Source organism: Aphanothece stagnina RSMan2012, from assembly GCF_046764815.1.
Lineage (GTDB): Bacteria > Cyanobacteriota > Cyanobacteriia > PCC-6307 > Cyanobiaceae > NIES-981.
The window spans coordinates 29,252-40,753 of the sequence record NZ_JBKOUC010000016.1 but is presented as its reverse complement, the minus strand read 5'-3'; the positions used below and the strand labels follow the sequence as shown (position 1 = coordinate 40,753).

The 11,502-nt window shown below is 70.0% G+C and carries 14 protein-coding genes and 1 pseudogene; 5 read left to right on the top strand and 10 right to left on the bottom strand.

Features of this window, described 5'->3' with window-relative positions:
- Positions 1 to 4: 4 nt before the first annotated feature.
- The 7 genes and pseudogenes from ACLNEE_RS11680 to ACLNEE_RS11650 form a co-directional block, all read right to left on the bottom strand.
- Positions 5 to 691 carry a lysophospholipid acyltransferase family protein gene (locus ACLNEE_RS11680; protein WP_411424207.1) on the bottom strand — a complete coding sequence of 229 codons (687 nt, stop codon included), beginning with the start codon at positions 689 to 691 and terminating at the stop codon, positions 5 to 7.
- 172 nt (positions 692 to 863) lie between these two features.
- Entirely contained in the window at positions 864 to 1,064 is a 201-nt protein-coding gene (locus ACLNEE_RS11675) for a photosystem II reaction center protein J (protein ID WP_411424206.1), read from the bottom strand.
- A 15-nt stretch (positions 1,065 to 1,079) separates the two neighbouring features.
- On the bottom strand, positions 1,080 to 1,199 hold the full coding sequence (locus ACLNEE_RS11670) for a photosystem II reaction center protein L (RefSeq protein ID WP_006909086.1): 120 nt from the start codon (positions 1,197 to 1,199) through the stop codon (positions 1,080 to 1,082).
- An 11-nt stretch (positions 1,200 to 1,210) separates the two neighbouring features.
- Positions 1,211 to 1,348, bottom strand: a complete 138-nt coding sequence (psbF, locus tag ACLNEE_RS11665; RefSeq protein WP_006909199.1) for a cytochrome b559 subunit beta — start codon at positions 1,346 to 1,348, stop codon at positions 1,211 to 1,213.
- Between the two features lie 3 nt (positions 1,349 to 1,351).
- Positions 1,352 to 1,600 carry a cytochrome b559 subunit alpha gene (psbE, locus tag ACLNEE_RS11660; RefSeq protein WP_190388659.1) on the bottom strand — a complete coding sequence of 83 codons (249 nt, stop codon included), beginning with the start codon at positions 1,598 to 1,600 and terminating at the stop codon, positions 1,352 to 1,354.
- A 134-nt stretch (positions 1,601 to 1,734) separates the two neighbouring features.
- Positions 1,735 to 2,823: a photosynthesis system II assembly factor Ycf48 gene (locus tag ACLNEE_RS11655; protein WP_411424205.1), complete on the bottom strand. Its 1,089-nt coding sequence runs from the start codon at positions 2,821 to 2,823 to the stop codon at positions 1,735 to 1,737.
- Between the two features lie 10 nt (positions 2,824 to 2,833).
- Positions 2,834 to 3,166: pseudogene (locus ACLNEE_RS11650) on the bottom strand (rubredoxin); the annotation flags it as partial.
- 192 nt (positions 3,167 to 3,358) lie between these two features.
- On the opposite strand from ACLNEE_RS11650, the gene ndhC reads away from it, so the two are divergent.
- The 3 genes from ndhC to ACLNEE_RS11635 are packed head-to-tail and all read left to right on the top strand — an operon-like array spanning position 3,359 to position 5,075.
- On the top strand, positions 3,359 to 3,721 hold the full coding sequence (gene ndhC, locus ACLNEE_RS11645) for a photosynthetic/respiratory NAD(P)H-quinone oxidoreductase subunit C (RefSeq protein ID WP_411424204.1): 363 nt from the start codon (positions 3,359 to 3,361) through the stop codon (positions 3,719 to 3,721).
- Positions 3,722 to 3,736: 15 nt separating this feature from the next.
- Entirely contained in the window at positions 3,737 to 4,525 is a 789-nt protein-coding gene (locus ACLNEE_RS11640) for an NADH dehydrogenase subunit K (protein ID WP_411424203.1), read from the top strand.
- Positions 4,518 to 5,075, top strand: coding sequence for an NAD(P)H-quinone oxidoreductase subunit J (locus ACLNEE_RS11635; RefSeq protein ID WP_411424202.1), 558 nt, complete (start codon positions 4,518 to 4,520; stop codon positions 5,073 to 5,075). The genes ACLNEE_RS11640 and ACLNEE_RS11635 overlap by 8 nt, the downstream gene beginning before the upstream one ends.
- Before the next feature lie 70 nt (positions 5,076 to 5,145).
- Here the strand turns inward: ACLNEE_RS11635 and ACLNEE_RS11630 are convergent, their stop codons facing one another.
- Together ACLNEE_RS11630 and ACLNEE_RS11625 are read right to left on the bottom strand one after the other, a co-directional pair.
- The gene (locus ACLNEE_RS11630) at positions 5,146 to 5,982 is read right to left on the bottom strand and encodes a sulfotransferase family protein (RefSeq protein WP_411424201.1); all 837 of its coding nucleotides are present in this window, start codon (positions 5,980 to 5,982) and stop codon (positions 5,146 to 5,148) included.
- Between the two features lie 61 nt (positions 5,983 to 6,043).
- Positions 6,044 to 7,471: a gluconeogenesis factor YvcK family protein gene (locus tag ACLNEE_RS11625; RefSeq protein WP_411424200.1), complete on the bottom strand. Its 1,428-nt coding sequence runs from the start codon at positions 7,469 to 7,471 to the stop codon at positions 6,044 to 6,046.
- Positions 7,472 to 7,530: 59 nt separating this feature from the next.
- Between ACLNEE_RS11625 and ACLNEE_RS11620 the strand changes: the two genes are divergently transcribed.
- Entirely contained in the window at positions 7,531 to 8,343 is an 813-nt protein-coding gene (locus ACLNEE_RS11620; protein ID WP_411424199.1) for an ABC transporter ATP-binding protein, read from the top strand.
- A gap of 5 nt (positions 8,344 to 8,348) precedes the next feature.
- On the top strand, positions 8,349 to 9,350 hold the full coding sequence (locus tag ACLNEE_RS11615; protein ID WP_411424198.1) for an MlaD family protein: 1,002 nt from the start codon (positions 8,349 to 8,351) through the stop codon (positions 9,348 to 9,350).
- A 36-nt stretch (positions 9,351 to 9,386) separates the two neighbouring features.
- Here ACLNEE_RS11615 and bchD read toward each other — a convergent pair whose 3' ends face one another.
- Entirely contained in the window at positions 9,387 to 11,501 is a 2,115-nt protein-coding gene (gene bchD, locus ACLNEE_RS11610) for a magnesium chelatase ATPase subunit D (protein ID WP_411424197.1), read from the bottom strand.
- Between the last annotated feature and the right edge of the window lies 1 nt (position 11,502).

Genomic DNA, 11,502 nt, shown 5'->3' with positions numbered 1-11,502 from the left:
ACGCTCAGAGCCCACGGCTGGCCCGTTGTCCGCTGGCCTCCAGGGCCGCCTCCAGCCGCCCGGCCTGGCCGTTCAGCGGCTGGGTCGCTCCGCCCCCCGGCTCCGGCTCCGCCTCCAGCCGCAGCGGTGCCCCCAGGGCGAGCACGGCTCGGCAGAAGGGCAGCGGCAGCAGGGTGCGGTCCCAGGACCGCAGCAGCCGGCGGCGGCTGACGGCCAGGCCCACGGGAACCACCGCACAACCCGACTGCTGGGCAAGGTGCACGATCCCGGGCTTGGCCCGCCGTGCCGGCCCCCGGGGGCCATCCGGGGTGATGCAGACGGACCGGCCTTCGCGCAACAGCTGGAACAGGCGCAGGTAGGCACCGACACCGCCGCGCGTGGAGGAGCCGGCCACGAGGTCAACGCCGCGCATGCGGGCGGCGACGCCCACGATCTGGGCATCGCGGTGGGCACTCAGCAGCACCGAGACCGGACGGCCGCCATGGATGCGGAGCAACGGCATGAAAAACACATGGCAGTGCCAGAGGGCATAGATCACCGGCCTGCCCTGTTCCCGCAGCAGCCGGTCCGTGGCGGGATCCACCACCACCCGCACGCGGGACGTGAGCAGCACCAGCTGCCCGTAGGCATTCAGCAGCGCCCCCGCCAGCCAGGCCAGACCGTCGTTGTTGAGCAGGGTGCGCTTCTTCACCGAGCAGGGTCTGGCGCGATCGGGTGCGGGGGGAGCGGGCCGGGCGCATGGCCATTCCCGGATTCAGGGAGCCCACGGCTGGGCCCATACAGGAACCCCCCGGGGGCAGCCAACGCTGTCCTCCGGGGGTATGGAGCCATGGGCACGAAGCCTGGACGATGGCTGGACAGGATCAGGCGGAACCGACGCCGGTGTAAGCGCCGTAGAAGAACAGGCCGACGACGAAGATCACGGCCATACCGCCCGCCGTGGCCACGAGCCAGAGGGGCAGAACCCCTTCGGTCCAGCGGGAACGCCAGGCGACGGCAGGACGGCCGTCAGGAAGCCGGTCTGGGATCCGGCCATCGGGCAGGGTGGATTTCTTGCCGCTCATGGGGTGCTCTCCGGATCAGTTGAAGAAGTAGCTGGTGAACAGCACACCGGTGACGAAGATCAGCAGCAGGCCTAGGTAGAGGCTGGTGCGGTTGAGCTCGACCGGCAGGTTGTTGGGATTGGGATTGCGTTGCATGGCTCCTGACCTCAGCGACGGATGAACTGCATGGCCGCCAGAGCACCCAGGAAGAAGACCGTGGGGATGCCAAGGGCGTGGACCGAGAGCCAGCGCACCGTGAAGATCGGGTAGTTGCGCGGGGTGGTGGAGACGGGAGACTGGGTCATGACTTATTGCAGGCGCAGGTCGAGCTGGCTCTTGCCCTCATAACGCTGGCTCACGACGGGAGCCTTGCTCTCCTGGGCCTGGAAATAGGCGTCAGGGCGGGGCGTGCCGAAGGCGTCGTAGGCCAGGCCGGTGGACACGAAGAGGAAGCCAGCCAGGAAGATCGCCGGCAGTGTGACCGCGTGGATCACCCAGTAGCGAATGCTGGTGATGATTTCGAAGAACGGGCGTTCCCCTGTGGAGCCGGCAGCCATAGCGACAAGCGTTCAGCCAGAGGATCCTAGGGGTCAGGCCGGGGTTGGCGGGACGCCCCGACGGGCTTGGTTACAGAAGTTGGCGGGCCCGCGCCGGCGTGGGTTGCGCGCCGGCGCGGCTGGGAAGAAGCCGCTCAGCCCACCCAGCGGAGCAGCGAGCCCCGCTCTCCCAGCACGAAGCCCTTGCCATCGTCGGTGAAGACGATGCGGGTGAAGTTGGAGGGCTGGCGCTCCCCGACGGGATCCCTCTGCCAGGTCTGCCCGCCGTCGTCACTGACGAGCAGGGTGCCGCTGCCGCCCCCGGTCCAGATCCGGCTGCTGGGATCCCAGGCCATGTCGAGGTAGCCGTAGCCGTTGGTGATCGGGATGACCGGCTTGGTCCACTGGTCGGCATCGGCGGGATCGCTGTTGAAGCGGATCTGGGCGCCGCGGGCCAGCATCCACAGGGCTCCGTCAGGCTGGAAGCCGATCGTCTGAAGCCGCTGGCTGCTGACCCGCTGGTGCAGCTGCCAGGTCTCCTGACCGGGATCCCAGGTGGAGAAGAAGTTGCCGAGGCTGCTCACACTCACGTAGCGGCCGTCGGGGCTGCGGCGCAGCTCCCGCACCGCCCCCGCCGCGTCGCCGACCCTGGCCTGCCAGCTGGCCCCGCCGTCACGGGTGTCGTAGATCGCGCCGACATTGGTGGCCAGCTCGGCGGTGTCCCGGCCGAGGGCGGTGATCAGGTAGGGCTCACCGGGCAGTTTGGTGTCGAGGAAGAGCCGGCTCCAGCTGCGGCCGGCGTCGGTGCTGTGCAGCAGCAGACCGGGCTGGCCGACGATCCAGCCCTCATCGCCGCGGAAGTCGATGCTGATCAGGCGGAAGTTCTCCTCCTCCGGCAGGTCGAGGGCCCGCTCCTCCCAATGGGCGCCGCCGTCATCGGTTTCGAGGATGAGGCGGTTGCTGCCCACCAGGAAGCCGTGGCGCGCATCCGAGAAGGCCACTGAGAGGGGGTTGGACTGGGTGGCCAGAGGCACCGGCTCCCAGGGGCTGGCGGCAGCCTTCGGCAGGCCCGTGGTGACGCAGCCCCCCAGGCCGAACGCCAGCACCACGACCATCGCCAGGCTGAGCAGGGAGGGGAGCAGGCGGGGAGGCTGGACGCCCGGGCGGATCGCCCCCGGGGGGCGGGAGCCCGGCGCGAAGGGAAGGCGGAACCAGGGGGCGGGACGGGCGGCAGGAGGGGTCATCGGCGCAGGATCAACGCAGGGAATAAAGGGAGAGGAAGAAGGCGAAGGCCAGAGCGAAGCCACCGAAGATCAGCACATTCTTCTGGCCGGGGGTCAGCCGGTTCACGCCGAGGCCGTAGTTGAGGTTCTCCTCGAAGCCGCTGGGCTTGTTGCGCGGTCCGATGTCCTTGAACGCCCCCACCTTGCTGCGGCACACCGGGCAGCGGAAGCTGGCCGGATTCAGCTCGAGAAAGGGCGTCCCTGCCGGGATGCCCAGTTTCTTGACCCCCTCGCCAGGGTCGTAGACGAAACCGCAGCTGCGGCACTCGAAGCGGTGCGTGTCGACCGTCGTGGCCTCGTCAGGATCCGGCTGAGCGGCATCCGGCTGAGCGGCATCCGGCTGGGCGGCGTCCGGTTGGGCAGCATCCGGCTGGGGGGCGTCCGGTTCGGGCATCTCCTGGGGGGCGATCTCGTCGGTCAACAGACTCGGGCGCGGCAAAAGAACTCTAGGAACCGCCGAGGGTGCCAGACTGCGCGCCACGTTGGGCAGGCCCGCATGTTCGTGCTCTCCGGCTATGACGCCTTCCTGGGCTTCTTGCTCATCTCAGCGGCCGTGCCGGTGCTGGCCCTGGTCACCAACAAGCTGCTCTCCCCCACCAGCCGGAACGGCGAGCGGGAACTGACCTACGAGTCCGGCATGGAGCCGATCGGCGGAGCGTGGATTCAGTTCAATATCCGCTATTACATGTTCGCGCTGGTCTTCGTGATCTTCGACGTGGAGACCGTCTTCCTCTATCCCTGGGCCGTGGCCTTCCATCGCCTCGGCCTGCTGGCCTTCATCGAAGCCCTGATCTTCATTGCGATCCTGGTGGTGGCCCTCGCCTACGCCTGGCGCAAGGGCGCCCTCGAGTGGAGCTGACGGACCCCTCCTCCCATGACACTGACACCCTCCTCACCCCAGAGCCCCGGCATCGACGCCCTGCGGGATGTCCGCGCCGCCAGCTGCGGCCCGGTGGGATCGCCTTCGGTCACCGCAGATCTGTCCGAGAACGTCATCCTCACCACCCTCGATGACCTCCACAACTGGGCCCGTCTCAGCAGCCTCTGGCCGCTGCTCTACGGCACCGCCTGCTGCTTCATCGAGTTTGCGGCCCTGATCGGCTCCCGGTTCGACTTCGACCGCTTCGGCCTGGTGCCCCGGTCCAGCCCCCGCCAGGCGGACCTGCTGATCGTGGCCGGCACCGTGACGATGAAGATGGCCCCGGCCCTGGTTCGTCTGTACGAGCAGATGCCCGAGCCCAAGTACGTCATCGCCATGGGCGCCTGCACGATCACCGGCGGCATGTTCTCGGCCGACTCGACCACCGCCGTGCGGGGCGTGGACAAGCTCATTCCGGTGGACCTCTACCTGCCGGGCTGCCCCCCCCGACCCGAGGCGATCTTCGATGCCGTGATCAAGCTGCGCAAGAAGGTGGGCAACGAGGCCCTGGCGGAGCGCGGCAACCTGCGGCCCACCCACCGCTACGTCACGGTGGCCCACCAGATGAAGGCTGTCGAACCCATCATCACCGGGCAGTACCTGGCCGCCCCCACCCAGCAGGCAGCCCTGGCTGCGGCCGCCGGCCTGCCCCTGGGCACGCTCGCCCAGGAGGCCACGGCAGCTCCGCTGGCGTCTGCCGAGCCCGGAGCCTCCGCCAACGCCACCCCTACGACCGATGCCTGAGCCGACCCCTTCCAGCGACGCCCTGACGGCTGCCCCGGCGGGCCCGGTGAGCCAGTGGCTCAGCAGCCAGGGCTTCGACCACCAGGTGCTCCCGGCGGACCACCTGGGCGTCGAAGTGCTGGGCGTCGAAGCACCCTTCCTGCCGCTGCTGGCGACGGCCCTGAAGGCCCAGGGCTTTGATTACCTGCAGTGTCAGGGTGGCTACGACGAGGGGCCCGGCGGCCGCCTGGTGAGCTTCTACCACCTGGTCAAACTGGGCGCTCTGGCCGAGAGCAGCCAGGGCATGGCCAAGCTTCCGGCCGACACCCGCCCGGAGGAAGTGCGGCTCAAGGTGTTCCTGGCCCGCGACGGCGACCTCACCATCCCCAGCCTCTACGGCCTCTTCCGGGGCGCCGACTGGCAGGAGCGGGAGACCTACGACATGTTCGGCATCCAGTTCGCCGGCCATCCCCATCCCAAACGCCTGCTGATGCCGGAGGACTGGAAGGGCTGGCCGCTGCGCAAGGACTATGTGCAGCCCGACTTCTACGAGATGCAGGACGCCTACTGAGTCAGGACATCTGCCGGCAGGGGCCCCAGGATCGCCGCGGGGCCCCGGGATCGCCGCAGGGCTCAACTGATCACGCGGCGCGGAGGGGCGCCACAGGGGCACCGAAGAAATGGCGGGGACGCCGCGGCCCGCCCAGGCGCACCTTCTCCACGCTGAGCTCACCCTCCAGCAGCCAGGGGTAGAAGATCCTCAGGTCATCCCGGTAGCGCTGACGCACCAGGGCGACCAGGGAGCGATCAGCCAGCAGCGACCTGAGATCGGCGGAGTCCCCCTGGCGCCGGGTGTTCTTCGTGGGCAGGTGCCGCGGCAGACCGGAGATGCCGGCACGACGGGCCTTGCGCACCAGGAAGGTCCAATGGACGCTGAGGTTCTCGGCGTAGGCCACCCAGGTGGGCACGGGCCTGCCCGCAACGCAGAGGATCTCCACCTGGGGCAGCACGTGGATGTCCAGGTCCTCGGAACGGGCCGCGCAGACCCGCTCCAGAAAGCCCGCCAGGGGCATCCCGCTCCGGATGCCGATGGCGCGCATGCGCCCGGGGCAGACGGGAATTTCGATCACCTTGTTGTTGTAGGCCGAGAGGATCCGGTCGAAGGGATTGCGGACCACCGCGAAGCTGAAGCAGCGGGAGGTGAGCTCGAGGGCGGTGGCCCGATCCACGGGCCGGGCGATCGAAGCGGGCAGCAGATCCCAGTACTGATCCATCTGCGAGGGAAAGCTCTGCCAGGAGCGGGACGGCCGGAAGAGGTGCTGCAAGCGCTGGCCGAGTTGCCGGCGGGAGCGCTGCAGTTCCGGTCGGATCAGGCGGGTGAGGGCAGCCTTGACACTGCTGTTCGCGGCCTTGGGAACCCGTCCGTAGATCAGGTGGTGCGCCGGCAGGTGCAGGAAATGCTGGTCGGATGCCTCCATGGGCGGAGGTTACTCGCCGCGGCGAAGCGGCCAGAAGGCCAGACAGGGCCCCGGGCAAGGCTCAGGCGGCCCGCTGCTGGCGGCGATGCTGCCGGTAGAAGCGCATCACCGCCACGGCCAGACTGCGGGGATCGTGGCGCAGCGTGGCCGTGGGGCGCGCCCCCTGGAGCGGGGCCTGCATGACGTCATAACCCTGGTTCTGCAGCCTGCGCCTGTCGCAGACCACCGGCTGGGCCCCCTTGCGCCGGTAGTGGTCCAGCAGGGGGGAGGCCTGCAGATCCTCCTGGGCCAGGACGGCGGTGAACAGGCGCTGCTCCACCCCGAGGCTGGCCAGCTGGGCTTCGATCGCCCTGAGGTGGCCCTCCACATCCAGTCCGTCGGTCTCCCCCGGCTGGGTCATCAGGTTGCAGATGTAGAGCCGCGGGGCCCGGCTGCGGCTGATCGCCGCCACCAGTTCGGGCACCAGCAGATTGGGCAGCAGGGAGGTGTAGAGGCTGCCGGGGCCGAGCACGATCAGATCGGCATGGGCAATGGCCTCGATCGCCCGGGGCAAGGCCGGCGGGCGCTCAGGCGTGCAGCCCAGCCGCACGATCGGGCTGGGAGCATGGCCGATCGCCGACTCCCCCTCGAGGCGCTCGCCGTTCTCCAGCTCGGCCCAGAGCCGCACGTCGGCGGTGGTGGCGGGGACCACCTGACCCTGCACGGCGAGCACCCGGCTGCTGGCGGTGATGGCGGATTCCAGGCTCCCGGTGATCGCGGTGAGGGCCGAGAGGAACAGGTTGCCGAAGCTGTGGCCCTCCAGCCCGCTGCCGGATCGGAAGCGGTACTGGAACAGACGGGTGAGCAGGGGCTCCTCGCGCGCCAGGGCCGCGAGGCAGTTGCGGATATCGCCGGGGGGCTGCACGCCGAGTTCCCGCCGCAGGACGCCACTGCTGCCGCCGTCGTCCGCCACCGTGACGATGGCGGTGAGGTTGCTGCTGTAGCGCTTCAGCCCGCTGAGCAGGGTGGAGAGGCCCGTGCCGCCACCGATGGCCACGATGCTGGGGCCCCGGTTGAGACGGCCCTGGGCCGCGAGGGCGTCGACCAGGTGGGTGCCCTTCTCCGGCGCCAGCGCCTGCTGGATCGTGCCGAAGCTGCGGCTCTGGCCAAGCCAGATCAGGCCGGCCCCGATCGCCAGCACCAGCGGCCCTGTGATCTCCCGGGGCAGCACCGTGGTGAGGTTCTTGAGCAGCCACTGGATGCTCGCCAGGGTCCAGTAGATGGGCTGGAGATCGGCCCAGACGGCCGCTCCGAGCAGGGCGATCAACAGACCCAGGCCCGAGGTCAGGACCCAGCGCTTGACGACCAGCCCGGGCTGGAGCCAGCGCACCGCCCGCCTGGAACGGCTGACCAGATCGCGCTGACGCAGTTCACCCCGACCGACCCAGCCATCCCGCGCGCTGCGCCGGCGGGACCGCCGCGATCTGGGGGCCGACGCAGAGGGGGGCAAGGGCGAGGGAGGACGCTGTCGGTTCTGGCTGGACTTTAGGCAGGCCGCAAGAGGCCAGGATGGACTCCGCTTCGCCGACCGCTCTGCAACCCCCCACCCCGCCCCTGGCCGAGCTCCGGGACCTCAGCGTGCGCTGGGGCAGGAACTGCGTGCTCGATGGCGTGAACCTCACCCTCCAGCCCGGCGAACGGCTGGTGGTGGTGGGGCCCTCCGGTGCCGGCAAGTCGACGATTCTGCGGCTGCTGGCGGGCCTGCAGCTGCCCACCGGCGGCACCCTGCTGCTGCATGGTCAACCCCAGAGGTACCTGCGGCTCGACCAGGAGAACCCGCCGGATGTGCGGCTGGTGTTCCAGAACCCAGCCCTGCTGGGTTCGCTCACCGTGGGACAGAACGTCGGCTTCCTGCTCTACCGCTACGGCCGGCTGAGCGAGGCGGAGATCCGTCAGCGGGTGAGCCATGCCCTGGAAGCGGTCGGGCTGGGTGGCATCGAGCACCTCCTGCCGGGCGAACTGAGTGGCGGCATGCAGAAACGGGTGAGCTTCGCCCGCGCCCTGATCGCCGCCCCCCAGCTGGGTCACGCCCAGATGCCGCTGCTCCTGTTCGACGAACCCACGGCGGGGCTCGATCCCGTGGCCTGCACCCGCATCGAGGACCTAATCGTGCGGGCCACCGAGGTCGCCCAGGCCAGCTCCGTCGTGGTGAGCCATGTGCACAGCACGATCGAACGCACCGGACAGCAGATGGTGCTGCTCTACGGCGGCGTGTTCCGCTGGGCCGGCGATCTGGCGGCGTACCGCAGCACCGACAATCCCTACGTGGTTCAGTTCAGGAGCGGTAGTCTGCGCGGACCCATGCAGCCTGCGGAGGCCTGATTTTCATGCGCCGCTCCGTGCGTGAGGCGATCGTCGGCTTTTCCCTGCTGACCGCCGTGACCAGCGTGGTGGCGTTCTCCTTCTGGCTTCGCGGCCTGTCCCTCACCCGGCAGTACTGGAGCCTGAAGGCCAGCTTTGACCAGGCCTCCGGGCTGGCGGAACGCTCGCCGGTCACCTACCGGGGTGTGCTGGTGGGCAGCGTGCGGTCGGTGCGGATCACCTCGGAAGCGATCATCGCCCAGCTGGAGATCACCCACCCTGACCTGCGCCTGGCGCTGCCGGCCCGGGCGGAGATCGGCCAGGCCTCCCTCCTGGGTGGTGAGGCCCAGGTGGCCCTGATCAGCTCCGGCAAACCGCTCGAGGCCTCCGCCCCCAACCCGCGGGCGCCGGGCTGCCCCCGCACCCGGATGCTCTGCGACGGCGGCACCATCAGCGGCACGGAAGGGCCCAGCCTCTCCAGGGTCACCACCCTCATGTACGACCTGCTGGTCGACACCGATAAGAACCAGCTGGTGAGCAAGTTCTCCCAGCTGGCAGCCAGGGTGGAGGAGACCTCCAAGGACGCCTCCTCCTTCCTCAAGCAGGGCAAGGTGCTGGCCAAGAACCTGGACCACACGGTGGATCGGGCCCAACCCACGATCACCAACCTCAACGCCAGTTCGGCCCATCTGCGTCAGCTGATCGCGGCGCTGGACAACCCCAGAACGGTCGCGGACCTGCAGCAGACGGTCACGAATGCCGAACATCTCACGGCCCGCTGGGACGCGGTGGGGGGAGACGTGAACAAGCTGACCGCCGACCCCGGCTTCATGGATGGGCTGCGCAGCGTGGCGGTGGGCCTGGGCAAGTTCTTCGATGAGCTCTACCCCGCCCAGACCGGTGCTGCCCGGGACAAGGCCGAGCGGGAGAAGGCCGACCAGGAGAAGGCCAGGCAGCTCAGGAATGCCGGGCAGGGGCACAAGCCCGGGGAGCCCCCCGCCCTGCGGCGCCCGGGCAGCGATCCCTGAGCCCTGCCCCTCCCCCTCCTCCCTGGGGAAAGCGGATCAGACGGAGCTGATCGCCTCCATGGCGATCGCGGCAATGGCCTGATCGCTGGCCTTCGGCAGCTGCACGTATTTCCCGCCGGCCGCCTCGGCCAGGTCCTTGCCCATGCCGCTGCCGATGAACTTGCGCTCGGTGTCGATCACCAGCAGCTTGATGCCCAGGGCCTGGTAGCGGCTGGCCACCTGCTTCACCTCCTCCTTGAGGTCCACCGGCTCCTCCCCCTCGAGCTCCGGCTGGCCCAGGGAGCGGCTGAGCGGCACGTTGCCGCGGCCGTCGGTGATCGCCACCACCACCACCTGGCCGAGATCGCCGGTAGCGAGGGCATTGGCTCCCACCCGGGCGGCCTGGGAGAGGCCATGGGCCAGGGGGGAACCGCCGCCGCAGGGCATCGATTCCAGGCGGCGGCGGGCGGCGGTGATCGAGCGGGTGGGGGGCAGCAGCACCTCCGCCTGCTCGCCGCGGAAGGGGATCAGGGCCACCTCGTCGCGGTTCTCGTAGGCCTCGGTGAGCAGCCGGATCACGGCGCCCTTGGCACTCTGCATGCGGTTGAGCGCCATCGAGCCGCTGGCATCCACCAGGAAGATCACCAGGGCACCGGCCTTGCGCTGCAGCTGCTTGGCGCGCAGGTCGCCGTCCTCCACCACCACCCTGCGGTGGGGTTCGCGCTCGCGGCGGGATTTCTGATACGGCGCCGCCGCCCGCAGGGTGGCATCCACGGCGATCCGCTTCACCGGGCCGCGGGGCAGCATCGGCTTCACGTAGCGGCCGCGGGAGTCGCTGAACACCACGGCCCGGCTGCCGCTGCCCCCGGTCTTGGCCCGGCCGGCGCTGAACAGCAGCAGGTCGGGATCGATGGCGACAGCCTCCGGATCGAGCAGGAACTCCTCCGGCACCGAGGGCGGTGGCTGATCCTCGGGACTGTCGTCCTCGTCGTTCTCCGGCTCGTCCGGGTCCTGGTCGTCGGGCTGCTCGGGATCCTGCTCGGGAGGCTCCGGATCCTCCGGAGGCTGCTCGCCCTGGGGCGGCGGCGGCGGCTCCATCGGCTGATCGGGATCGGGCGGCGGCAGCTGCAGGGCCCGCGGCGCGATCACCAGCCGCACGGCCACCTGGAGGTCTTCGGCCTCGACCCGGTCACGGCCGCTGAGGGCGGCATGGGCGCGGGCCACCCGCACGGCATAGAGCTCCGAGCGGTGGCCCTCCACCCCGCCGCGCAGGGCCTCGTTGACCAGATAGGCGATCTGCTCGCGGGTGATCCCCACATCCGGCAGCCACTGGCGCGCCAGCAGCAGCTGCGTCGCCAGGGCATCGGTCTCCTCCTGCCAGCGGCCACGGAATCCCTCGCTCGACGCCGCATGGTCCATGGCGGAGCGGGTGATCGTGACGCGCTGATCCAGCTCGAGCACCTGGTTGGCACTCAGGACGATGGCGAAGCGATCGAGCAGGTGGTCGCGCACGGCCCCCTCCTCCGGGTTGTAGGTGGCGATCAGCAGGCAGCGGCAGGGGTGGGAGAGGCTCAGACCCTCCCGCTCGATGCGGTTCTCGCCGCTGCCCACCGCCGCCAAGAGCAGGTTGGTGATGGTGTCGTCGAGCAGGTTGAGCTCATCGACGTAGAGCACGCCCCGGTGGGCTTCGGCCAGCAGACCGGGCTGGAACACCGCCTGGCCACTGGCCAGGGAAGCGGCGACGTCCACCGAGCCGACCAGGCGGTCTTCCGTGATCCCCAGCGGCACCTGCACGAAGGGCGCCGGAATCACCCGGGTGGGCAGCAGGGCCGCCGGGTCGCTGCCGCTGGCATCCGCGCCCAGTTCCTGCAGGCGGGTGCGGGTGGCGGCATCCCAGTCGTCGGGGCGGCGCGGATCGATGTTCAGCGCCTGGGGAGCGAGTCCCGCCGACGGCTCGCCGAGATCGAGCACATCGATCGGCGGCAGCAGGGCATGGAGGCCGCGGGCCAGCACCGACTTGCCGGTGCCCCGCCCGCCGGCGATCACCACGCCGCCCAGGCCCGGATCCACCGCCGCCAGCAGCAGGGCCAGCTTGAGGCTGCCGTGCCCGGTGATGGCGGCCAGGGGGAAGGCGCGGGCGGCACTGTCACGGGCGACTCCGCTGGCAACCATG